A 20,833-nucleotide genomic window follows, 5' to 3' on the forward strand; every position below is an offset into this window, starting at 1 on the left:
TTACTGCTCACGGCTCGCTGCGCTCGCCGCTCGCGCCGTTCGCGCTCGGTGAATCGCGGCCCTTCCGGGTCCTCCGGACCGCTCGAGCCGCGAATGCAAAACAGTCAGCTGTCCCTCTGCTGCAAGCATCGGCGAGCGAACGGTTCGGAGTTCTCGTGAGCGAAGCCGCTCGCCACGCGACCGTCGGGAGTGCGGGCGCCGAGGGCCCCCGAAGCGGGGTTCGACGGCGCGTTTGGCCGAGGTTTTGCCGAGCGAGCGGCCAGCGGCGGCTCCCGTAGCGTAAAAGGTCGAAGCGAAAGGCCGAGTTTAAGTGCCTCCGCTGGGTAAACGGCTGTATGTCGAACGGCAAGTACGCCGCTCGGAAACTGAAGAAGGACCGCCAGCAGCACCGGTGGTCCGACTCGGAGTACGCGCGGCGAGAACGGGGGCTCGGCAAAGAGTCCGACCCCCTCGAGGGTGCACCGCAGGGTCGCGGGATCGTCCTCGAGAAGGTAGGTATCGAAGCGAAACAGCCGAACTCCGCGATTCGGAAGTGCGTGCGGGTGCAGCTCATCAAGAACGGGAAGCAGGTCACCGCGTTCTGTCCCGGTGACGGCGCTATCTCGTTCATCGACGAGCACGACGAAGTCACCATCGCCGGCATCGGCGGTGCGAAGGGTCGTGCGATGGGCGACCTCTCGGGCGTGAACTACAAGGTCGAGAAGGTCAACGGCGTGAGCCTCATCGAACTGGTCCGCGGGAACGCTGAGAAGCCGGTGCGATAATCATGAGCGAGGAAGAAGCCCCCGAACCCGAGGCGCCCGCTGGTACCGACGAGGACGACGTCAACGCGAAGCTCTTCGGCAAGTGGGAGGTCTCGGACATCCAGTACCGCGACCCGAGCACGCGGCGCTACCTCTCCGTGACGCCCATCGCGCACACGATGGGGCGCCACGCCCAGAAGCAGTTCAAGAAGAGCGAAATCAGCATCGTCGAGCGGCTCGCGAACCGCCTGATGAAGACCGGCGCGAACGCGGGCAAGAAGCAGCAGGCGCTCGGCATCGTCCGTGACGCCTTCGACATCGTCCACGAGCGCACCGAGGAGAACCCGATTCAGGTGCTCGTGCGCGCCGTCGAGAACTCCGCGCCCCGCGAGGAGACCGTCCGCCTGAAGTACGGTGGCATCTCCGTCCCGAAGGCCGTCGACGTCGCGCCCCAGCGCCGCGTCGACCAGGCGCTGAAGTTCATCGCCGACGGCGCTCACTCGTCGTCGTTCAAGACGCCCGTCGACGCCGCCGAAGCGCTGGCGAACCAGCTCATCGGCGCCGCCGACTACGACGTGCAGACGTACGCGGTCGGGCAGAAAGAAGAGAAGGAACGCGTCGCGGCCGCAGCCCGCTAACGCGGTCCCGTTCGGTTCTGCGAATCTTTCTCCAGTTTCCAGCGGCGGCGTTTCGCTGGCCTGCGGCGATACCTGAAAACAGTTAACCCTGCGTTCCACAAGCGTCAGGTATGCGATGTAACCGCCGTTCGTTCCTCGCTGCTGCGGGCCTGGCCGGCGTCGCCGGGCTGGCCGGCTGCACGTCGCCCGACGAACCGAGCGACACGCCGACCTCCACCGAATCGCCACCGGTCACGACCGTCGACGACCCCTCCTACGACCTCGGTGTGACCCACGACGTCGAGAACTGGAGCGAGTACGACCCCGACTGGTCGCATCCCACCGAAGCGCCGAACCTCGACGTCGAAGTCGAGACCGTCATCGAGGGGCTGGAGATTCCGTGGGACCTCTCCTTTGCGCCGAACGGCGACCTGTTCATCAGCGAGCGCGTCGGCCGGATATCGCGGTACACTGCCTCCGACCTGGAAACCGTCGCAACCCCGGACGTGATCGACCACGCCGCCTCGATCGCTCCCGGCGAGGAGGGCGGCTGGTGGGAGGCCGGCAGCGAGGGCGGCCTGATGGGGCTGGCAGTCCACCCGAACTATCCCGACGTGCCCCTCGTGTACGCCATCTACACGTACGCGGGTGGGGCCGCAGTCTCCGGAGGCGACCGGTTCGTCAATCGGCTCTCGTACTTCGACGTTTCCGCGGACAACCCCGGGGAGACCGAGACGGTCGTCATTGACGACATCCCCGGCAACGAGATCATCCACAACGGCGCGCGGCTCACCTTCGGCCCGGAGAACTACCTGTGGGTGACGACGGGTGACGCGGCGTCGGTCAACCCCGACCTCGGGACGACCCAGCCGCTCCCACAGGACCCCTCTTCGCTGGCAGGGAAGGTGCTCCGAATCGGCCCGGACGGGAGCGCGCCGGAAGCCAACCCCGACATCGACGGCGGCGACCCCCGGGTGTACACCTACGGCCACCGGAACCCGCAGGGAATCACGTTCATGCCGGACGCGACGCCCGTGGAGACCGAACACGGGCCGGGCGCCCACGACGAGGTGAACGTGCTTGAAGCTGGGGGGAACTACGGCTGGGGGCCCGAGGGTGAGCGCGCACGTACGGCCGATGAGTACCGGGGCACCGACTACGCGCGCCCGGTTGTGAACACCGAGGAGACGTGGGCGCCGCCGGGCGCGGTGTTCTACACGGCGGACACGGTGCCGTCGTGGCAGAACCGCCTCCTCGTCGGCGGGCTCATCTCCCAGCGCATCAACCTTGTCACCGTCTACCCGACGGACGGCGAGCCGGCGTCCGCGGAGAACGGCGGCACACGCTTCGATGCGGACTGGATGAACTCCGAGTACAGCGCGGTCCACCACACGGTGCTGGAAGACGAGCTCGGGCGCATCCGGCACGTCGAACAAGGGCCGGACGGCACGCTGTACGCGGTGACGTCGAACCGCGACGGGCGCGCGCAGGGCGACCAGTTCCCCCGCGAGGGCGACGACCGCCTCGTGCGCATCACGCCCGCTTAGTCCGCTGCAGGTCCAGTTGTCGTCTCTTGGGCGTCGACGTACGTGCGGATTGCGTCGACGAGCCCGCGGCGACAGTCGCTCTCGTCGGGGTCGGCCGCGAGGTCGACGAACCGCTCGCGGAACGCCTCCACGTCGATTTCGGGAGCGTCCTCGGCGGCCGCGTGCGCGAGGTCGTAGATGCGGTGGTCGTCGGCGACGGCGTCGTGGCGTTCGAGCAGCGCGAGCGCGAACGCGGCGTTGACGGCGGTCATCGAGGGGTCAGCGCCCGCGGTGAGGCGCTGGCCGACCGTCGGGCCGGCGACCGGCTGGTCGGCGAGGGCGGCCGCGAGCTCGGATTCGAGGAACGCCACGAGCTTGTCCGTGGGGCCGACCGAGAGCGTGATGTCGTCGGCGTAGATGTCCTTGACGTGGTTGGCAATCTGGTAGCAGTGCGTGAGCACGCGGCGCTCGACGCTGCGCCCGGTCAACGCGAGGAACAGAACTTCGTCCATCGAGAGGACGTGGCTGGGGTGGTCGCGTTCGTGGCGGAGCATGTGGGAGAACTCGTGGAGCGCGAGCTCGCGTGCCATCGCGGACGTGGCGGCCTGCTGGGAGATGTTGAGGACGTGGTGGTCGTCGTAGTGGCCGGCCCACGTTCGCTCGTCGGGGTTCTCGCGGATGTGCACCTCGACCGGCTGTTCGAGGTCGTGTTCGGTCTCGAAGACGTCGCGGGCGCCGAGAAACGGTTCGGCGGGGCCCCCGCTCGTCACGCGCAACTCCATGGTAGCTGTTCACAGGGTATTGGCGGCAAAGACTCTTTCGCCCCCAGAAGTGGTCGCGGGCGACGAGACGAACCGGACGCGCTAGGGGCTACGCGTCGTGTTCCGGCGTGCCGTGCTCCCGGCAAAACACTACCCTTTTGAACCCGCTGGCAGTATGAATGCCCAATGGGCCGACGAAAGAAGATTGTCGAAAAGTGCGAACGGCTGATGGACGAGCCGGAGCAGATCCGGAACATCGCCATCGCCGCGCACGTCGACCACGGGAAGACGACACTGACGGACAACCTGCTGGCCGGCGCCGGCATGATCTCCGAGGACACCGCGGGCGAACAGCTCGCGATGGACACGGAGGAAGACGAGCAGGAGCGCGGCATCACCATCGACGCCGCGAACGTCTCCATGACCCACGAGTACGAGGGCGAAGACCACCTCATCAACCTCATCGACACGCCCGGCCACGTCGACTTCGGCGGCGACGTGACCCGTGCGATGCGCGCCGTCGACGGCGCGCTCGTCGTGGTGGACGCCGTCGAGGGCGCGATGCCCCAGACGGAGACGGTGCTCCGGCAGGCGCTGCGCGAGGGCGTCAAGCCGACGCTGTTCATCAACAAGGTCGACCGCCTCATCTCGGAGCTCCAGGAGGGGCCCGAGGAGATGCAGGAGCGCCTCCTGAGCGTTATCCGCGAGGTCAACGAGCTCATCCGCGGGATGACCGAGGAGATGGACGACATCACCGAGGACTGGACGGTCTCCGTCGAGGGCGGCACCGTCGGCTTCGGCTCCGCACTCTACAAGTGGGGCGTCTCGATGCCGTCGATGCAGCGCACGGGCATGGACTTCGGCGACATCATGGAGCTCGAACGCGCCGACAAGCGCCAGGAGCTCCACGAGCGCACGCCGCTGTCGGACGTCGTCCTCGACATGGTCTGTGAGCACTTCCCGGACCCCATCGAGGCCCAGCCCCACCGCATCCCGCGCATCTGGCGGGGCGACGCGGACTCCGAAATCGCGGACACGATGCGGATGGTCAACGAGGACGGCGAAGTCGTCCTGATGGTCACCGACATCGGCATCGACCCCCACGCCGGCGAAATCGCCGCGGGCCGCGTCTTCTCCGGCACGCTGGAGAAGGGCCAGGAGCTGTACGTCTCCGGGACCGCGGGCAAGAACCGCATCCAGAGCGTCGGCATCTACATGGGTGGCGAGCGCGAGGAAGTGGACGAAGTTCCCGCCGGGAACATCGCCGCCGTCACCGGCCTCAAGGACGCCATCGCCGGCTCGACGGTGTCCAGCGTCGAGATGACGCCGTTCGAGTCCATCGAACACATCTCGGAACCGGTCATCACGAAGTCCGTCGAGGCGCAGAACATGGACGACCTGCCGAAGCTCATCGAGACGCTCCAGCAGGTCGCCAAGGAAGACCCCACCATCCAGATCGAGATCAACGAGGACACCGGCGAACACCTCATCTCCGGGCAGGGTGAACTCCACCTCGAAGTCATCACCCAGCGCATCGAGCGCAACCAGGGCATCCCCGTGAATACGGGCGAACCCATCGTCGTCTTCCGCGAGTCCCCGACCAGCGACTCCCGCGAGGTCGAGGGCGTCTCCCCGAACCGCCACAACAAGTTCTACATCACCATCGAGCAGCTCGACGACGACGTCCTCGAGCAGCTCCGCCTCGGCAACGTCACGATGGACATGCCCGAGCAGGAGCGCCGCGAGACGCTCCAGGACGCCGGCATGGAGAAGGATACCTCCCAGAACGTCGAGAACATCATCGGGAAGAACATCTTCATCGACGACACGAAGGGTATCCAGCACCTCAACGAGACGATGGAACTCGTCGTCGAAGGCCTCGAAGAAGCCCTCGGTGACGGTCCGCTCGCCGCCGAGCCCGTCGAGGGCGCGCTCATCCGCCTCCACGACGCTCGCCTCCACGAGGACGCCATCCACCGCGGCCCCGCGCAGGTCATCCCGGCCGTCCGCGACGCCGTCCACCGCGGCCTCATGGACGCCGAGATCCGCCTGCTCGAGCCGATTCAGGACGTCCGCATCGACGTCCCCTCCGAACACATGGGCGCCGCGTCCGGCGAGATTCAGGGTCGCCGCGGCCGCGTCGACGACATGTACCAGGAAGGCGGCATGATGGTCGTCGAGGGCATCGCGCCCGTCGAAGAGATGATCGGCTTCTCCAGCGACATCCGCTCGGCCACCGAAGGCCGCGCATCCTGGAACACGGAGAACGCCGGCTTCCGCGTCATGGCCGACAACCTCCAGCCCGAGATCATCAAGCAGATTCGAGAACGCAAGGGCATGAAGACCGAGCTGCCCGAGCAGATCGACTACTTCTAAGTACCTTTTTACGCGGTTCGCGCGGTGAACCGCGTAAAAATCTACGCTAAAAAACCGCAACCGGCTGCGGAATCTCACGGTTCTCTCTGTGCGTTCACTCGGCGACCAGCGTGACCGCTATGCATCGGTAGGATTTGTGCGGGCCGAAGGCTTATAGCGCGAACGACCCCGAGTGAGAGTGTATGCACGCAGGCAGACGCGCCCGGCGTGGTATCGGCACGGAGCGACAGCACTCGCGCTCGCAGCCGACAACAACAGCCGGGGCGTCGCCAGCGGGGGGAGACGATGAGTGAGGCCGACGACCGCGCGCACACGCTCCGCCTGGAGCTCGTCGACGAGCCCGGCGAGCTGTTGAGCGCGCTCTCCCCCATCGCGGAGAACGGCGGCAACCTCCTCTCGATCTTCCACGAGCGCGGGTCGCTGACGCCCCGCGGCTACATCCCCGTGGAGGTCGACCTGGAGTGTTCGCCCGAGCGCTTCGAGCACATCGTGGACGCGCTCCGGGACGCCGGCGTCACCATCATCCAGGCGGACTCCGAGCGGTACGGCGAGGCCGTCAGCGTCCTGCTGGTCGGGGACCTCGTGGACACTGACCTCTCCGATACGCTCGCGGCACTCGAGGAGTGTGGGAGCGCGACGGTCGCGGACTTCTCGCTGACCACCGAGAAGGGCACGGAGGGCGTCTCCAGCGCGCGCGTCCGGCTGGCCATCGAGTCCGGGAGCACGGAGCGCGCGCTCGAACAGGTCCGGGACGTCGCGGCGCAGAAAGACCTCTCCGTCGTGGAGCCGCTCGTGGGGGAACTATGAGACTGGCCGTGATGGGCGCCGGCGACGTCGGCCGGTCGGTCGCGGAGCTCGCCGGCGAGTACGGCCACACGGTGACGGCGTTCGCAGACTCCGCGAGCGCCGCCGTCAACCCCGACGGCATCGACGTCGACGCGGCGCTCGCCCACAAGGACGACGTCGGGCGCGTCGGCGAAGGCGACCCGGCGGACGCGCTCGGTGCGGAGTACGACGCGCTCGTGGAGGCGACGCCGACGACGCTCGGCGACGCCCACCCGGGCTTCGAGCACGTGCGCGCGGCGCTGGAGGCCGACCGCCACGCCGTCCTCGCGAACAAGGGCCCGGTCGCCGAGCGCTACGACGACCTCCGCGAACTGGAGGCCGACAGCGACGGGTCGATTCGCTTCGAGGCGACCGTCGCGGGCGCCATCCCCGCGCTGTCGACCATCGACGGCGTCGGCGCCGAGCGCGTCACCGCCGCGCGGGGCGTGCTCAACGGCACGGCGAACTTCATCCTGACGCGGATGGCCACGGACGGCCTCGACTACGAGCACGTGCTCGCGGAGGCCCAGGACCTCGGCGTCGCGGAAGCCGACCCGACGTTCGACGTGGAGGGGACCGACGCCGCGCTGAAGTGCGCGATTCTCGCGAACGTCATCCACGGCGGCGGCTACTCTCTGGAGGACGTGGACGTCGAGGGCATCACGGACGTGCCGCCGTCGGCGCTGGAGCTCGCCGCCGAGGACGGCCGGACGGTCCGGCTCATCGGGGAAGTCACCGAGGACGGCGCCCGCGTGGGCCCGCGGCTCGTCCCCGAGAATCACACGCTGGCGGTGTCCGGGACGATGAACATCGTCCAGCTGGAGACCGAGCACGCCGGCCGCCTGAACCTCTCCGGGCGGGGGGCGGGCGGCCCCGAGACGGCGACCGCGGTGTTGAGCGACGTCGACCGGCTCTCGTAGCGCGAACCCGCCGGGGTCGTGTGGCGTGTTGCCACAAACCCCGAGACGGCGGGCGGGTGGTGCTGAGTGCGTACCGAAATGGTTTTAGTGCGAACTGCCGAATGATTCCCACAGAGCGCGCCTTTCGCGCGATACTAGACAATGAGCGACGAACGACACCAGAACCTGGCCGTCATTGGCCACGTCGACCACGGCAAGAGCACGATGGTCGGGCGCCTCCTCTACGAAACGGGGAGCGTTCCCGAGCACGTCATCGAACAGCACAAAGAAGAAGCCGAGGAGAAGGGCAAGGGCGGATTCGAGTTCGCCTACGTCATGGACAACCTCGCCGAAGAGCGTGAGCGCGGGGTCACCATCGACATCGCCCACCAGGAATTCAGCACCGACGAGTACGAGTTCACTATCGTCGACTGTCCTGGTCACCGCGACTTCGTGAAGAACATGATTACGGGTGCGTCCCAGGCGGACAACGCCGTCCTCGTCGTCGCCGCCGACGACGGTGTCGCGCCCCAGACCCGCGAGCACGTGTTCCTCTCGCGGACGCTCGGCATCGACGAACTCATCGTCGCTGTCAACAAGATGGACATCGTCGACTACGACGAGTCCAAATACAACCAGGTCGTCTCCGACGTCAAGGACCTGTTCGGTCAGGTCGGCTTCGCGACCGAGGACGCCTCGTTCATCGCGACGTCCGCCTTCGAGGGCGACAACGTCGCCGACCACTCCGACAACACCCCCTGGTACGACGGCCCGACGCTGCTGGAGGCCCTCAACGACCTCCCCGAGCCGTCCCCGCCGACGGACACCGACCTCCGTCTGCCCATCCAGGACGTCTACACCATCTCCGGCATCGGTACCGTCCCCGTCGGACGTATCGAGACCGGTGTGATGAACACGGGCGACAACGTCAGCTTCCAGCCGTCTGACGTCGGTGGCGAGGTCAAGACCATCGAGATGCACCACGAAGAGGTGCCCAAGGCCGAGCCCGGTGACAACGTCGGGTTCAACGTCCGCGGCATCGGCAAGGACGACATCCGTCGCGGTGACGTCTGTGGTCCCGCCGACGACCCGCCGAGCGTCGCCGAGACGTTCACGGCGCAGATCGTCGTGATGCAGCACCCCTCGGTCATCACGGCGGGCTACACGCCGGTCTTCCACGCCCACACGGCGCAGGTCGCGTGTACCATCGAGTCCATCGACAAGAAGATGGACCCCTCCTCGGGCGAGACCCAGGAGGAGAACCCGGACTTCATCCAGTCCGGCGACGCTGCGGTCGTCACCGTGCGCCCGCAGAAGCCCCTCAGCATCGAGCCGTCCTCCGAGATTCCGGAGCTGGGCTCGTTCGCCGTCCGCGACATGGGTCAGACCATCGCCGCCGGCAAGGTCCTGGACGTCAACGAAGCCTAATCCATGCAGCAGGCACGCGTTCGTCTCGCCGGCGTCAATCCCGACGACCTCGACGACATCTGCGACGACGTCCGGGAAATCGCGGACAAGACCGGCGTGAAGCTCAGTGGGCCGGTCCCGCTCCCGACGAAGACCCTCGAAGTCCCCTCGCGGAAGTCCCCCGACGGCGAAGGGACGGCCACGTGGGAGCACTGGGAGATGCGCGTCCACAAGCGTCTCATCGACATCGATGCGGACGAACGCGCGCTCCGCCAGCTGATGCGGATTCAGGTGCCCAACGAAGTCAGCATCGAGATCGTTCTCGAAGACTGACGCGGGCGACACGCGTCCTTCTCACTTATTCACGGCGCGTAGCGCCCGCTGAACGAGCCGCGCGCCGTGCGTGAGTCGTTCACTGGTGGGCCGCGAAACAGAAGTCTGAAATACGTCCGTCGACTTCAATCGGGTGCGGGCTCGTAGATCAGGGGTAGATCGCTTCCTTCGCAAGGAAGAGGCCCTGGGTTCAAATCCCAGCGAGTCCACTTCTCCGAACTTCGACCGCGAAGCGACAGCCCTGTCGCTTCCGTCGAAACCAGCGACCGTTCGTCGTCAGTCGTCGACCGTGGCCGCTTGGTACGCCGTCAGTTCGCCGGTCTGGAGAATAGACATCGCTTCTGTGACGAAGCCGGTGAGCCGGTGGGCGACGTCACGGTCCAGCGAGATGATGGTGCCCTCGTCTGGTCCTTCCGGGAAGTGGAGGATAGCGCCGTCCTCGTGGACTTCTGTCGTCGCGCCGAGCTCCCCGAGCGGCGGGTAGTCGTCTTCGCGGAGCAACGGCTGGTTGGATCGCGCGCGCTCGACGAGGTCGGGGAGTTCGTGTCGGAGGCGGTTGGTCGCCACGTCGTCGCGAACGTACAACGTCTCCCAGTCGTCGCCCTCGTAGTAGAACGCCGACCGGTACGAGTCGCTCGCGCGCTCTTCGACGAACCGGTGGAGCGCTCGGTGGCGTCGCTCGCTCATGGATGGAGACTGGCCTCCGCACGGTTCCTCTTTTTGGCTAGTTGACTAGTTTGCGTGGGGCGGGTGACGATGCCGGTCAGCCCGCTCCCGAGACGGCTGCAGGCCGAGAGTGCGCCGACGAGCTCACGACGAAGCGGTCACTCGCCCGTTTTCCGGCTGTACAGTGTGCACACGAACGGTACGTTAATGCGGGGAACGCGACAGTTTGGGGACGATGGCGCGCGTCCTGTCGGTGGTCGCGGTGCTCGCGCTCGTCGTCACAGCGGGCTGTCTGACCGGCGAGCCGACGGCCGTCGGACCGACGAGCACGGTGGAGTCGGCGCCGGACGCGCCGTTCACGGTGCCCGACCGGATCGCTGACCGGGAGTCGAGCCCGTGGGGGTCGGGGCCGATTACGGTCGTCGTGGACGACCACACGGGCGTCGTGTCGGACGTTCGCCCGGCCGTCGAGGAGGCGCTGGCGTTCTGGGAGCACGCCGTCTATCCGGGCGACCACTATCGGCCGGCGTTCGAACTCGCGGCGGGGAACGCGTCGGCGGACGTTCGCGTGGAGGTCGTTCCGGCCGTCGAGCGGTGCCGCGTTCACGAGGACGACGTCGCGCTCGGGTGCGCGCCGGTCGTGCCGGCGAACGCGACGGTGACCGGCGAGGTGACCGTGCAGGTGCGGGCGGGACACGCGCCGGCGACGACGCGCGCGGTCCTGAAACACGAGCTCGGCCACGTGCTCGGCTTCCGCCACGGCGAGGGGCCGGGGGACGTGATGGCGCCGAACCTCTCCGCGCGCGTGGACAGCGACGTCGCGGACGCGGCCGCGCGGACGTACTCGTGGGGGTCGGAGACGCTGCAGGCTGCGGTCGTCTCGGAGACGACGGCGACGGCTGCGGCTCGCGAGCGCGTCCGGGCCGCGCTCGGGTACTACGAGCGCGGGGCCGACGGCACTGTCGCGTCCCCGCCGGCGTTCGAACTGGTCGACGACCCCGGGGACGCGGACGTCGTCGTGGCGTTACGGGAATCCGTGGACTGTGAGGCGGTCGGCGTCGATTCGTCCTGTGCGCACTGGGACGGTCCGGACGTCGACGACGACGGCGTGCCGGAGTACTACACAGACGTCCGCATCGCCGTCGCGCCCGACGGCCACGACCGCGCCGGCTGGCACGCGGGCTACTGGCTGGGGAAGTCGCTGTGGACGAACGGCGTCCCCAGTCCGTTCCGGTCGAGCGAGCACCCGCCCGCGGACTCGTGGTGAAAACGCGAGTTATTCGGCTGTTTCTTCTTCGTCAACAACCTCGACGCCGCGGTTGTTCACGGCGTCGGGGTCGAGGCCGACCTCTTCGAGGAAGTCGCGGTACTCGCGCTCGGCGGACTCGCCGGCTTGCTGCTGGTCGCTGGCGTGGTCACAGAGCTCCACGAGGTTCTCGGGGACGTCGTTCTGGTAGACGATCCAGTGGTTGACGAGGTCGCTCATCCGGCGGATAGGGCTGGTGAAGTGACCGTAAATCTCGAAGTTCAGGGCGTGGTGGCCGCCGAACGGGTCGTTCATGTAGCGGGCGCGGGGCATCACCTTCATCACCGCCCACTGAATCTTCCCGAGCTGGCGCTCCGGGGCCTGCTCTAAGGTGGCGTTGACGGCCTTCCGGGGGTCGTCCCAGGAGTCGCCGGGGATGGAGACGCCGTCCAGCTCCTGAATCTCGCGGAGCGCGTCGTCCCACTCGTCCGGGGACGGCTGGGGGTGGACGCGGTACATCGCCTCGACGCCGCGGTCCCACATGAGCTCGTGGGTGACCGCCTTGTTCGCCTTCAGCATGCACTCCTCGATGATGGTGTGCGCGCGGTCGCGGCGCGGATTCAACACGAGGCTGCCCTCCTCCTTGCGCTGTTCGTGCATCTGGTCGGCGAGCTCGAACACGAGCGAGATTTCGTCGTGCAGCGGCGCGTCCTCGTCGTCGAGGCGTTCCTCGGTCTCCTTGTACGTCAGGCGCTCGTCGCTGTGGATGACGGACTTGTAAATCTCGATGTTGCGGTAGGAGAGGTCGTCCTTGTCGAGGTGCATCTCGACGGTGTGCGCGAGGCGGTCCTCGTTGGGGACCAGCGAGCAGACCGTTTCGGCGAGCACCGGCGGGAGCATGTGGATGGTGTAGCCGGGGAGGTAGATGGTGTTCCCGCGCTCCATCGCGGCGTCCCACATCTCCGAGCCGGGATGGACGTAGTGGGTGACGTCGGCGATGTGCACCCAGACGACGTACTCCTCGTCGCGTTCGAGGACGCTGATGGCGTCGTCGAAGTCTTGGGCGTCCACGGGGTCGGTCGTCCACGTCGGGAGCGGGCGCATGTCCGCGCGCTCGTCGACCTCGTCCTGAATCTCGGCCTGCACGTCCTCGACGCGCTCCTCCGCTTCCTCGATGACCTCGGGCGCGAAGCCGTCGTAGAGTTCGAACTTCTCCAGGAGGTCGTCGCGCTTGTTCTCTATCTGTCGGGCGAGCTCCGGGGAGATCTCCACGGGGCCCTGGTCCTCGATAGAGCCCGGAGCCGCCTCTGCGTCGTTTGACATACTACAGTGTAGCCGGCACCCGCAGTTAGGCGTGTCGCCACGGCTACTCTCGGCCCGGCTGTTCCTCGCTGGCGGCGTCGAGGAACCGGGCGACGAACTCGGCGTCGTCGACGCGGCCCGCGCCGGCGGCTTCGAGGCGGGCTTCGAGGCCGCGGCGGGGCTGCTTGGCGAGGCCGCGGAAGCACGGCTTGCAGAGGTACTCGAAGCGCTTGCCGTCGCGGTCCCAGCGGTCGCCGTGCTTGTCGTACTCGCGGGCGTCCTCGCGGGGCACCGACGCCCCGCAGGCGATACAGGAGACGGACTCGTCCCCGGAGCCCAGCATACGCGGTGGTTGCTCGGCCGCGCACTTAGCGGTTTGGCCGCGCGAGCCGCGACGGAGCGGCGGTTTTAAGCGTGGAGCCGCCCGAACCCACGGTATGGAAGTGTCCTCTCGTCACCACCTGCGGAGCGACGCCGTGCGCGAAATCGCCGACGCGCTCCGGGAGGGACTGAGCGTCGAACTGGACGCCGAGTCGTTCGAACTCGTGGAGATCGCCGACGAGGACTTCGACGTCGTCCTTGTTGACGGCGACCCGCTCGTCTGGTACCCGGAGGGCGAGCCGTTCGTCACCGTGCAGGGCGCCAACGAGTTCGACCCGTCCACCGGCGTCGTCACCGTCGACTCGGGCGCCATCTCGTTCGTCAGCGACGGCGCCGACATCATGCGCCCCGGCATCACCGAGGCCGAGGCGGGCATCGAGGAGGGCGACCTCGTCGTCGTCGAGGAGGAGAACCACGGGAAGGCGCTGGCGGTCGGCCGCGCGCTCACGAGCGGCGACGACATGGTCGGCGACTCCGGGAAGGTCGTCCAGAACCTCCACCACGTCGGCGACGAACTCTACGAGTTCACTGTCTAGCGACGCGTCGCCCGCTTCGCTGCCGTCTATTCCTCGTCGTCCGCTCCGTCTTCGTCCTCGCTTTCCTCGTAGCGTTCGAGCGCGTCCTCGTAGCCCTGCTTGGCGAGCCGGTAGGTCTCGCGGAGGTCCACGATGGGGTCCTCGCTGGCGTCCACGCGCAGGTTGTCGTAGTACGCGCGCTCGTCCTCGCCGGTGTCGACGACGTTGACGGCCGCGCTCTGAATCGTGAGGTCCTCGCGCTTGTCGCCGCCGGCGGCCTGCCCCGCGCCGAGCGCGTCGATGAGGCGTTTCGCGAGCGGTTCGTCGCCGAACGCGAGGTCCTCGTACTGCTCGGCGGTGCGCTCGACGACCGCCTCCCCGGTGAGGAGGTTGCCCGCGACGGTGTAGTTCTCGCCGCTGGTGTGACCGTACCAGCCGTTGCACTCGTCGCCGGAGAACGTGAACTCGCCGTCCCGGGAGACGCCGTGGAGTTGGCGGCTCGCGCTGCCGTCGTCGGCGTTCAGCAGGCCTTGCAGTGCGTCCTCGATGCCGAGGCCGTCCGCGAGGTACTCGATGCCCTTCGACCCGAGGCGCTCGTTCGTGAGGCTCTGCGTGGCGACCGCGCCGTGCTCGTTGACGTGCGGGCACGGCACGCCGACCGCGGGCAGCCGCGTGGTGATGGCGACGCCGAACCGGTACTGCTGGTCGCCGTCGTCGTCCTCGTAGGGTTCGCGAACGCAGATGCTGAAGGTCACGCTCGAACCGTGTCTGCCCGGCGAAATAAGCCCCGGTACTCCGGCAGTCCGCCCGACGGCGACCCGAAAGCCGTGGTACTTGCCGGCGTCTCGGTCGCTCCCGTTCGAGTGGACCTCCAGTATCCGGGGGAACGGGGAGCTACAGCCGCTCTTTCGTCGTTTTCGGTGTGTCCCGCGCCCGGGCAGCGCTTCCCGATTCGGCGCCCGTTAACTTCGCCGAGGGCGTGGACGTGAGACACCGTGAACAATCTGGTCGTGGCAGCGGTCGTCGGACTCGGCCTCGGCGCGTTCCTCCAGAAGGGCCGGTTCTGCTTCGTGAACGCCTTCCGGGACTTCTTCGCGTACAAGGACTCCCGGGTGACGAAGGGCGTGCTCGCGGCGACCCTCCTCACGATGGTGTTCTGGGGCATCGCCTACCAGCTAGGGTACTATCAGGGGTTCTGGACGCCGGCGTGGGGGCTCACCGGCCTCGTCGGCGGCTTCATCTTCGGCATCGGGATGACCTACGCCGGCGGCTGCGCCAGCGGCACGCTGTACCGCGCCGGCGAGGGGTACCTCCAGTTCTGGCTCACGCTCGCGTTCATGGGCGTCGGCTACGCGGTGTTCACCGTCGCGTTCCCGACGCTCCAGAGCACGTACTTCGGCCCCCTGCAGTTCGGCGAGGGCGTCAGCCTCTTCACTATCTCGCCGATTCCCGCGGGGCTGCTCGCGCTGCTGGTCGCCGCCGGCGTCACCGTCGTGTACGCGACGCTGGTCGGCCGCGGCGCGACGAAGGGCGACCCCGAGGAGCGCGCGACCGTCGCGTCCGCACAGCCGTCGGTGCTGCTCGCGCCCGCCGTCGGCGCTCGCCAGTTCGTCCGCGGCACCCGCCAGTACTTCGCCGGGCTGTTCGAAGCGTGGCGGACGCCGCTGGCGTCCAGCAAGCGCCCGTGGGACCCGCGGACCGCCGCGCTCGGCATCACCGCGGTCGCCGTCCTCTGGTTCACGCAGGTCTCCATCGTCGGCGTCACCGGGCCGGAAGCCCGCTGGACGGGCTACCTGCTCTCGCAGGTCGGCGTCGACGCCGGGAGCTTCGAGTACTGGGGTGCCGTCCTCTTCCGCGGCGCGGGCGTCGGCGTCACCACCGACATGGTGATGATCGGGTTCGTCATCCTCGGCGCCGGCCTCGCGGCCGCGTGGAGCGGCGACTTCTCGATTCGCGTGCCGAAGCGCCGCCGCCTCCCGAACGCGGTCGTCGGCGGCTTCCTGATGGGCGCCGGCTCCCGGCTCGCCCCCGGCTGTAACATCGGGAACATCTACTCTGGCATCGCGGAGCTGTCGGTCCACTCCTTTATCGCGGCGGCGGGCATCGTGCTCGGCGTCTACGTGATGACCCACTGGATCTACCGCGAAGTCGGCTGCGCAATCTGAACCGCCCGCCAACTGACCACCACACTACACACCAATGCCATCCATCGACGACGTCACCGACGCACCCGATGAACTGTCCGACGAAGAAGCCGAATCGCTGTTCGAGCAGGCCGACGAAGTGCAGGATATGATGGGCGAAGTCTGTCCGTACCCGCAGGTCGAGGCGAAGAAAGGCCTCCAAAACCTCGACGAGGGCGACCTGCTCGTGCAGGAGACCGACCACGTGCCCTGCACGGAGAACGTCCCGCGCGCCGTCGGCGACGACGCCGACGCCCGCGTGTGGCGCAGCGGCGACGGCGTCTACCGCATCTACCTGGAGAAGCAATGAGCGAGGACGTCGACACGATCGACCCCGAGACGGTCCGCGAGCGCCTCGCTACCGGCGACGACGACTTCGACCTCGTGGACATCCGCGAGACCGACGCCTACGAGGACGGCCACCTCCCGGGCGCCGAACACCTCACCGTCGAAGAGCTCGAGGACGTGGTCGCCGAGCGCGACTGGAGCGACGAGGTCGTCGTCTACTGCTACGTCGGCCAGACCTCGGTGCAGGCCGCGCGCCTCGTCGAGGAGTACGGGAACGCCGACGAGGTCGCGAGCATGGACGGCGGCTACGAGGCGTGGGAGGAGGCCGTCGAACCGCTGGCGAACGCCGACTAGCCGGCGCGTCTGACGCAAGAACTATGCCCGCGGCGAACCCCTCTTTCCGCCATGGGCTTCATGGACAAGATTCTCGGCGGGAGCGGGAGTTCCACCGAGGATTACGTCGAACTAGACGTCGACGACTTCGACACCGACGGCGGCGAAGCGAGCGTCACCGTCCACATCGCGGAAATCGACGGGCAGGAAGACGTCATCGCCATCAAGGACGCCGTCTACGACGGCGACGTCGTCATCGCGGACATCACGCGGCTCCGCACGGAGGACCGCACGGTCGAACACGTCGTCGACGAACTCCGGCAGGTCGCCCAGGAGGTCGGCGGCGACATCGTCCAGAAGGGCGACGACCAAATCATCGTCGTGCCGAACGGGCTCGCCATCAGCCGCACGAAACTCAACCGGCGCTGAGACGGCGCTGGCGGCGAGAAAACGGAGGAGTGTCGCGAACGAACGACGCTGACTGACTTACGCGACGTCGTCGGGCGCGTCGGCGTCGTCCTCGACGGCGCGCTTCATCGAGTCGCGGCGGGACTTGGCGTCCCGGCCGGTCGCTTCCAGCAGGAAGTCGTTTTTCGCGTCCACGGCGTCGGCGGCGGCCTCGGCGTCGCCGTCCGCGATGACTTCCTCGGCGGGGCGCTCCTCGAAGTCGACGGCGAGCTTGTCCTTCTTCCCGGAGTATTCGACGGCGCCGGCTGTGACGCGCTCGAAGACCGGGTTGTCGGGGTCCTCGACGACGTAGAGGTCGCTGCCCTTGAACTCCTCGGTGTCCGTGACCTCGCCGAAGTAGTCCTCGACCTCCGAGAGGAGGTCGGGCATCCGCTCTTCGAGGTACTCGCCGCGTCGCATCTTGTACTCCTTCATGAACGCGAGAAGGACAGCGAGGGGTTTAACGGCTTCGTCACCGGTCTTCGGCCAGGTAGCCGCGCTGGCACTCCGGGCAGATGTCGCCGGCGCGCAGGCTGGAGCCGGCGGCGTAGCGCTCGAAGCCACACTCCGGACAGTACAGCGCGAAGTCCAGCTCGTCGGCGGCCTCGTTGGTCTCCACCGGTCCCGCGCTCGTGAACCCGGTGTCGGCCTCGACGGCGCCGTCCTCGGCGCCGAACTCGAACGTCGACTCGTCGGTCTCGGTGGCGCTCACTTCCGCGTCGGCGTCCGCGGTCTCGGTCGCGTCGAAGCCCTCGTCCTCGCCGTCGGTGTCCGGCCACTCGCCGCGGTCGCGGTCGAGCGTCGACGCCGACTCCGCCTCGGGCTGGGATTGGGACTGCTCGACGTACTCGGTCTGCGCGCCCGAGTCGGGGTCGCTGCTCGGGCCGGCGTCGACGACTTCCGCGTCGTCCTCGACGGGCTCGGGGTCGGGGTCGGCTTCCGGTTCGGCGGGCTCGTCCCACTGGTCGCTCCCCGGCTCGTCGCTGGCGTCGGCGTCGTCGTCGAGGATGACCGCGTCGTCCTCGTCTGGCTCGCCCGCCAGCGCGTCGTCGGTCTCCATCCCGACTTCGGCCTGCTCGATGGCGTCCGAGGCAGACGTGAACGCGCCCTCGGCGGCGCCGTCGTCGGCGGTGGCCGCGGGTTCGCCGGCCGGCTCCTCGGTCGGCTCCGGCTCCGCGGTCGCGTCGCCGTTGTCGCGGCGCTGTGGCTCCAGCGACCGGACTTCCGTGTTCTCCGTGGTGACCTTCTCGGAGCCGCATCGCGCGCACTCCTTGAGCTCGCGTTCGGTCACGACCACTTCGTCGCCGCGCTCCTCGCGGTCCCGCTCGACGAACGCCTCGCCGTAGTCGTGTCCGAGCAGGGAGCACCTGAGACCCATTAGGACGGCAGTATCCGAGCCAGCGGCAAAAGACTACCGCTCGGGGATACTGCTAAGGCGCCGGCTGCCGTCGGTCCGCGTATGCACGTCAAACCCGAGTACCGCGACCGTCCCGAGACGGAGGTGGCGGTGCTCGACGCGCTCGTCGACCGGCCGGGCGAGGGGATGACGCTGTTCGAGTTGCGCTCGCACGTCGACGCGAGCATCGACGACCTGGAGGACGCGCTCGGCGCGCTGAAGGCCGACGGCCTCATCGACGCCGAGGAGACCGACGGCCGCACCGTCTTCCGGGCCGACGACCGCGTCTTCCCGGACGGCGACGAGACCGAGGAGGCCTCGATTCTGGACGAACTCCGGCGCCGCATCGGGCTGTAGCGGAGGAACCCGGTGGGTTTACCCGCGCGAGCGCCCGACCTACGGACAATGACAGTCGTCAGGGACCTCCACGAGGACCACGGCGCGTCGTTCCGTGACGTCGCGGGCCGCGCGCTCCCCGAGGAGTACGGCCGCCCGGAGCGCACGCACCGCGCGGTGCGCAACGTCGTCGGCGTCACCGAGCACGCCTTCGACGTGGTCGTCGTCACGGGCGAGGACCGCCACGAGTTCGTCGACGACACCGTCACCAACCACGTCCCGACCGAGGACGGCGAGGGCGTCTATGCGCTCCTGTTGGACCCGCAGGGCCGGATTCGCGTGGACTGCTACGCGTTCGCCACCGGCGACAGCCTGCTCGTGTTCTTCCCGGCCGGCGAGGGCGAGGCTATCGCCGAGGAGTGGAGCGAGCGGACGTTCGTGCAGGACGTGGACGTGGAGTACGCGACCGACGACTTCGGCGTGTTCGGCGCGCACGGCCCGAAGGCCACGGAGAAGATTGCGAGCGTGCTCGGCGGCGCGAGCCCGCCCGAGGAGCCGCTGACGTTCGTGCGCGGTGCGATGGAGGAGGGCGTCACGGTCATCCGCGACGACGACCTCGCGGGCGAGGAGGGCTACCTCGTCGTCTGCGCGGCCGCCGACGCTGACCCGGTCTTCGAGACGCTGGTCATCCGCGGACTGAACGCCACGCCGTTCGGCCGGCGGACGTGGGAGACGCTCACGCTGGAAGCCGGCACGCCGCTGTTCGAGACGGAACTGGAAGACCGAGTCCCGAACGTGCTCGGCCTCGACAACGCCGTCGACTACGAGAAGGGCTGTTTCGTCGGGCAGGAGGTCGTCTCGAAGGTGAAGAACCGCGGCCGACCCAGCAGTCGGCTGGTTGGCCTCACCGCCGAGGACCTCCCCGAGGCGGGCGCGACAGTCACGCAGGATGGCGACGACGTCGGCGAAGTCACGCGCGCGGTCGTCAGCCCGCTTCGCGACGAACCCATCGCGTTCGCCGAAGTGAACTACGACGTCGAGGGCGGCGACGTGACCGTCGCAACCGACGACGGCGACGCGTCTGGAGAGATTACGGACCTGCCGTTCGTGGACTGTACCGGGCGCTCGGCGCGCATCCCGACCTACGAGTAGTCAGCGGAGTAGCGCCCGCAACTGTTCTGCGGAGAAGAGGCTCGTCGGCTGGTCCATGTGGACGCCGATTTCCCCCTCGAACAGCCGCATCCCCGCGCGCTGCAGCGGCTGGGGCGCGGAGTACCCCTTGCGGACGAGGTGGCCGAGTTGGATGTCCCGGCCGAGTTCGTCGCGCCACGCGTTCTCGTAGGCGGTGAGCGTCGTCGGACGGTCGGGGTCGATTTCGCGCGCGGCGCAGTCCGCGGCCGTCATCCCGTAGAGGATGCCGCCGCCCGTGAACGGCTTCGTCTGACCGGCGGCGTCACCGAGCAGGAACCCGCGCGTGCTCGTCACGGTGTCCGGGGGGCCGATTGGGATGACGCCCGAGCAGCGGTGCTCGATTTCGACGCCGTAGTCTTCGACGAGCGCGTCGAACAGCGCGGGCACGTCCTCGCCGGGCGCGGCCGCCAGCCCGTACTCGACGCCGCCCTCGCCGCGGGGGATGCGCCACGCGAAGAACTCCGGGACGGTGAGGTGGACGTCCACGAAGTTCTCGTGGTCGGGTTCAGGGTCGAACGCGAGCGCGCCGTGCAGGAACTCGTCCGGTTCCGGGAGGGCGAGCGCGTCTCGCACGCGGGACCGCGGGCCGTCGCTCCCGGCGACCATCTTCGCGGTCACGTCGAACGTCTCCTCGGGGCCGCGCACAGTGAGTTCCACGCGGTCGTTGAATTCCGCGACCTCCGTGACGGTGTGTTGCTCGCGGACGTCAGCGCCCGCGTCCCGGGCGGCGTCCGCCAGCACCTTGTCCAACTGCACGCGGTCGACGGCGTTCGAGATGGCCTCGTCCTTGTAGAAGGGGTAGGCTTCGGAGTCGGCGCCGCCGAGGTGGAAGCGTGCCCCCCGAATCTCGTTCTGGAACAGCTCCTCGCGGGCTTCATCTGGAACGTACTCCCAGACGTCGAGGCTGACGTGCCCCGAGCACGCCAGCGGCTTCCCGAGTTCGCCCTGCTCGAAGGCGACCACGTCGTAGCCGCGTTCGGCCGCGCGGCGCGCGAACCGCGCCCCAGCGGGGCCGATGCCGACGACCGCGAAGTCGTACATTACCGTCGCGTACGTCGCGAG

24 protein-coding genes and 1 tRNA gene are annotated in these 20,833 nt (G+C 68.2%); 17 read left to right on the plus strand and 8 right to left on the minus strand.

Annotated elements, in window-relative coordinates:
* Positions 1-335 precede the first annotated feature (335 nt).
* The 3 genes from HHUB_RS01145 (at position 336) to HHUB_RS01155 (ending at position 2,907) form a co-directional block, all read left to right on the plus strand.
* The gene (locus HHUB_RS01145) at positions 336-764 is read left to right on the plus strand and encodes a 30S ribosomal protein S12 (RefSeq protein WP_059055427.1); all 429 of its coding nucleotides are present in this window, start codon (positions 336-338) and stop codon (positions 762-764) included.
* Between the two features lie 2 nt (positions 765-766).
* Positions 767-1,381, plus strand: coding sequence for a 30S ribosomal protein S7 (locus HHUB_RS01150; RefSeq protein ID WP_059055430.1), 615 nt, complete (start codon positions 767-769; stop codon positions 1,379-1,381).
* Between the two features lie 110 nt (positions 1,382-1,491).
* Complete coding sequence (locus HHUB_RS01155) at positions 1,492-2,907, plus strand: PQQ-dependent sugar dehydrogenase (protein WP_059055431.1); 1,416 nt, start codon at positions 1,492-1,494, stop codon at positions 2,905-2,907.
* Here HHUB_RS01155 and HHUB_RS01160 read toward each other — a convergent pair.
* The gene (locus tag HHUB_RS01160) at positions 2,904-3,668 is read right to left on the minus strand and encodes a DUF5781 family protein (protein WP_059055433.1); all 765 of its coding nucleotides are present in this window, start codon (positions 3,666-3,668) and stop codon (positions 2,904-2,906) included. The genes HHUB_RS01155 and HHUB_RS01160 overlap by 4 nt on opposite strands.
* A 165-nt stretch (positions 3,669-3,833) precedes the next feature.
* Here HHUB_RS01160 and HHUB_RS01165 point away from each other — a divergent pair, with 165 nt between their 5' ends.
* From HHUB_RS01165 to HHUB_RS01190, 6 genes are all read left to right on the plus strand, one after another.
* Complete coding sequence (locus HHUB_RS01165; protein WP_059055435.1) at positions 3,834-6,023, plus strand: elongation factor EF-2; 2,190 nt, start codon at positions 3,834-3,836, stop codon at positions 6,021-6,023.
* A gap of 285 nt (positions 6,024-6,308) precedes the next feature.
* The gene (locus tag HHUB_RS01170) at positions 6,309-6,830 is read left to right on the plus strand and encodes a hypothetical protein (RefSeq protein ID WP_059055436.1); all 522 of its coding nucleotides are present in this window, start codon (positions 6,309-6,311) and stop codon (positions 6,828-6,830) included.
* Complete coding sequence (locus tag HHUB_RS01175; RefSeq protein WP_059055439.1) at positions 6,827-7,768, plus strand: homoserine dehydrogenase; 942 nt, start codon at positions 6,827-6,829, stop codon at positions 7,766-7,768. The genes HHUB_RS01170 and HHUB_RS01175 overlap by 4 nt, the downstream gene beginning before the upstream one ends.
* A gap of 141 nt (positions 7,769-7,909) precedes the next feature.
* Positions 7,910-9,175 (plus strand): translation elongation factor EF-1 subunit alpha, encoded by a 1,266-nt coding sequence (gene tuf / locus HHUB_RS01180; RefSeq protein WP_059055441.1) that lies wholly within the window; start codon positions 7,910-7,912, stop codon positions 9,173-9,175.
* A 3-nt stretch (positions 9,176-9,178) separates the two neighbouring features.
* Positions 9,179-9,487 carry a 30S ribosomal protein S10 gene (rpsJ, locus tag HHUB_RS01185; RefSeq protein ID WP_059055443.1) on the plus strand — a complete coding sequence of 103 codons (309 nt, stop codon included), beginning with the start codon at positions 9,179-9,181 and terminating at the stop codon, positions 9,485-9,487.
* 137 nt (positions 9,488-9,624) lie between these two features.
* Positions 9,625-9,696, plus strand: a tRNA-Ala gene (locus tag HHUB_RS01190).
* Positions 9,697-9,763: 67 nt separating this feature from the next.
* Here HHUB_RS01190 and HHUB_RS01195 read toward each other — a convergent pair.
* Positions 9,764-10,174, minus strand: coding sequence for a hypothetical protein (locus HHUB_RS01195; protein WP_059055444.1), 411 nt, complete (start codon positions 10,172-10,174; stop codon positions 9,764-9,766).
* A 214-nt stretch (positions 10,175-10,388) separates the two neighbouring features.
* Here HHUB_RS01195 and HHUB_RS01200 point away from each other — a divergent pair, with 214 nt between their 5' ends.
* A complete protein-coding gene (locus HHUB_RS01200; RefSeq protein ID WP_059055446.1) occupies positions 10,389-11,420 on the plus strand; it encodes a zinc metalloprotease in 1,032 nt (343 codons plus the stop codon).
* Between the two features lie 9 nt (positions 11,421-11,429).
* Here the strand turns inward: HHUB_RS01200 and HHUB_RS01205 are convergent, their stop codons facing one another.
* Entirely contained in the window at positions 11,430-12,722 is a 1,293-nt protein-coding gene (locus HHUB_RS01205; protein WP_059055448.1) for a ribonuclease catalytic domain-containing protein, read from the minus strand.
* Positions 12,723-12,765: 43 nt separating this feature from the next.
* Positions 12,766-13,044: a DUF7562 family protein gene (locus tag HHUB_RS01210; RefSeq protein ID WP_059055450.1), complete on the minus strand. Its 279-nt coding sequence runs from the start codon at positions 13,042-13,044 to the stop codon at positions 12,766-12,768.
* 94 nt (positions 13,045-13,138) lie between these two features.
* Between HHUB_RS01210 and HHUB_RS01215 the strand changes: the two genes are divergently transcribed.
* Entirely contained in the window at positions 13,139-13,618 is a 480-nt protein-coding gene (locus HHUB_RS01215) for an RNA-binding protein (RefSeq protein ID WP_059055453.1), read from the plus strand.
* 26 nt (positions 13,619-13,644) lie between these two features.
* Here the strand turns inward: HHUB_RS01215 and HHUB_RS01220 are convergent, their stop codons facing one another.
* The gene (locus HHUB_RS01220) at positions 13,645-14,352 is read right to left on the minus strand and encodes a DUF1028 domain-containing protein (protein ID WP_059055455.1); all 708 of its coding nucleotides are present in this window, start codon (positions 14,350-14,352) and stop codon (positions 13,645-13,647) included.
* Between the two features lie 240 nt (positions 14,353-14,592).
* Here HHUB_RS01220 and HHUB_RS01225 point away from each other — a divergent pair, with 240 nt between their 5' ends.
* Genes HHUB_RS01225 through HHUB_RS01240 form a run of 4 tightly spaced genes read left to right on the plus strand, consistent with a single transcriptional unit; the run spans position 14,593 to position 16,830 of the window.
* Positions 14,593-15,762, plus strand: a complete 1,170-nt coding sequence (locus tag HHUB_RS01225) for a YeeE/YedE family protein (RefSeq protein WP_059055457.1) — start codon at positions 14,593-14,595, stop codon at positions 15,760-15,762.
* Positions 15,763-15,796: 34 nt separating this feature from the next.
* Positions 15,797-16,090, plus strand: a complete 294-nt coding sequence (locus HHUB_RS01230) for a sulfurtransferase TusA family protein (protein ID WP_059055459.1) — start codon at positions 15,797-15,799, stop codon at positions 16,088-16,090.
* Positions 16,087-16,422, plus strand: coding sequence for a rhodanese-like domain-containing protein (locus tag HHUB_RS01235; protein WP_059055460.1), 336 nt, complete (start codon positions 16,087-16,089; stop codon positions 16,420-16,422). Before HHUB_RS01230 ends, HHUB_RS01235 begins: the two co-directional genes overlap by 4 nt.
* A 51-nt stretch (positions 16,423-16,473) precedes the next feature.
* Positions 16,474-16,830, plus strand: coding sequence for a cell division protein SepF (locus HHUB_RS01240; RefSeq protein WP_059055462.1), 357 nt, complete (start codon positions 16,474-16,476; stop codon positions 16,828-16,830).
* A 57-nt stretch (positions 16,831-16,887) separates the two neighbouring features.
* Here HHUB_RS01240 and HHUB_RS01245 read toward each other — a convergent pair whose 3' ends face one another.
* Both HHUB_RS01245 and HHUB_RS01250 read right to left on the minus strand, forming a co-directional pair.
* On the minus strand, positions 16,888-17,283 hold the full coding sequence (locus tag HHUB_RS01245; RefSeq protein WP_059055464.1) for a DUF5611 family protein: 396 nt from the start codon (positions 17,281-17,283) through the stop codon (positions 16,888-16,890).
* Positions 17,284-17,320: 37 nt separating this feature from the next.
* Positions 17,321-18,226: a DUF7093 family protein gene (locus HHUB_RS01250; protein ID WP_059055466.1), complete on the minus strand. Its 906-nt coding sequence runs from the start codon at positions 18,224-18,226 to the stop codon at positions 17,321-17,323.
* 81 nt (positions 18,227-18,307) lie between these two features.
* Here HHUB_RS01250 and HHUB_RS01255 point away from each other — a divergent pair, with 81 nt between their 5' ends.
* Entirely contained in the window at positions 18,308-18,601 is a 294-nt protein-coding gene (locus tag HHUB_RS01255; RefSeq protein WP_059055468.1) for a DUF6432 family protein, read from the plus strand.
* 48 nt (positions 18,602-18,649) lie between these two features.
* Positions 18,650-19,732, plus strand: a complete 1,083-nt coding sequence (gene ygfZ, locus HHUB_RS01260; protein WP_059055470.1) for a CAF17-like 4Fe-4S cluster assembly/insertion protein YgfZ — start codon at positions 18,650-18,652, stop codon at positions 19,730-19,732.
* Here ygfZ and HHUB_RS01265 read toward each other — a convergent pair whose 3' ends face one another.
* Positions 19,733-20,812 (minus strand): geranylgeranyl reductase family protein, encoded by a 1,080-nt coding sequence (locus HHUB_RS01265; RefSeq protein ID WP_059055471.1) that lies wholly within the window; start codon positions 20,810-20,812, stop codon positions 19,733-19,735.
* Positions 20,813-20,833 lie beyond the last annotated feature (21 nt).

Origin of the sequence: Halobacterium hubeiense (genome assembly GCF_001488575.1) — an archaeon.
GTDB classification, from domain to species: Archaea; Halobacteriota; Halobacteria; order Halobacteriales; family Halobacteriaceae; genus Halobacterium; species Halobacterium hubeiense.

Excerpts from the sequence above, each read along its gene's own strand:
- HHUB_RS01150 (WP_059055430.1), top strand. The coding sequence starts at position 767 with ATGAGCGAGGAAGAAGCCCCCGAACCCGAGGCGCCCGCTGGTACCGAC.
- HHUB_RS01215 (WP_059055453.1), top strand. The coding sequence starts at position 13,139 with ATGGAAGTGTCCTCTCGTCACCACCTGCGGAGCGACGCCGTGCGCGAA.
- HHUB_RS01155 (WP_059055431.1), top strand. The coding sequence starts at position 1,492 with ATGCGATGTAACCGCCGTTCGTTCCTCGCTGCTGCGGGCCTGGCCGGC.
- HHUB_RS01245 (WP_059055464.1), bottom strand. The coding sequence starts at position 17,283 with ATGAAGGAGTACAAGATGCGACGCGGCGAGTACCTCGAAGAGCGGATG.
- HHUB_RS01250 (WP_059055466.1), bottom strand. The coding sequence starts at position 18,226 with ATGGGTCTCAGGTGCTCCCTGCTCGGACACGACTACGGCGAGGCGTTC.
- HHUB_RS01170 (WP_059055436.1), top strand. The coding sequence starts at position 6,309 with ATGAGTGAGGCCGACGACCGCGCGCACACGCTCCGCCTGGAGCTCGTC.
- HHUB_RS01210 (WP_059055450.1), bottom strand. The coding sequence starts at position 13,044 with ATGCTGGGCTCCGGGGACGAGTCCGTCTCCTGTATCGCCTGCGGGGCG.
- HHUB_RS01200 (WP_059055446.1), top strand. The coding sequence starts at position 10,389 with ATGGCGCGCGTCCTGTCGGTGGTCGCGGTGCTCGCGCTCGTCGTCACA.
- tuf (WP_059055441.1), top strand. The coding sequence starts at position 7,910 with ATGAGCGACGAACGACACCAGAACCTGGCCGTCATTGGCCACGTCGAC.
- HHUB_RS01145 (WP_059055427.1), top strand. The coding sequence starts at position 336 with ATGTCGAACGGCAAGTACGCCGCTCGGAAACTGAAGAAGGACCGCCAG.
- HHUB_RS01265 (WP_059055471.1), bottom strand. The coding sequence starts at position 20,812 with ATGTACGACTTCGCGGTCGTCGGCATCGGCCCCGCTGGGGCGCGGTTC.
- HHUB_RS01160 (WP_059055433.1), bottom strand. The coding sequence starts at position 3,668 with ATGGAGTTGCGCGTGACGAGCGGGGGCCCCGCCGAACCGTTTCTCGGC.
- HHUB_RS01205 (WP_059055448.1), bottom strand. The coding sequence starts at position 12,722 with ATGTCAAACGACGCAGAGGCGGCTCCGGGCTCTATCGAGGACCAGGGC.
- HHUB_RS01230 (WP_059055459.1), top strand. The coding sequence starts at position 15,797 with ATGCCATCCATCGACGACGTCACCGACGCACCCGATGAACTGTCCGAC.
- ygfZ (WP_059055470.1), top strand. The coding sequence starts at position 18,650 with ATGACAGTCGTCAGGGACCTCCACGAGGACCACGGCGCGTCGTTCCGT.
- HHUB_RS01235 (WP_059055460.1), top strand. The coding sequence starts at position 16,087 with ATGAGCGAGGACGTCGACACGATCGACCCCGAGACGGTCCGCGAGCGC.
- HHUB_RS01195 (WP_059055444.1), bottom strand. The coding sequence starts at position 10,174 with ATGAGCGAGCGACGCCACCGAGCGCTCCACCGGTTCGTCGAAGAGCGC.
- rpsJ (WP_059055443.1), top strand. The coding sequence starts at position 9,179 with ATGCAGCAGGCACGCGTTCGTCTCGCCGGCGTCAATCCCGACGACCTC.
- HHUB_RS01165 (WP_059055435.1), top strand. The coding sequence starts at position 3,834 with ATGGGCCGACGAAAGAAGATTGTCGAAAAGTGCGAACGGCTGATGGAC.
- HHUB_RS01255 (WP_059055468.1), top strand. The coding sequence starts at position 18,308 with ATGCACGTCAAACCCGAGTACCGCGACCGTCCCGAGACGGAGGTGGCG.
- HHUB_RS01175 (WP_059055439.1), top strand. The coding sequence starts at position 6,827 with ATGAGACTGGCCGTGATGGGCGCCGGCGACGTCGGCCGGTCGGTCGCG.
- HHUB_RS01240 (WP_059055462.1), top strand. The coding sequence starts at position 16,474 with ATGGGCTTCATGGACAAGATTCTCGGCGGGAGCGGGAGTTCCACCGAG.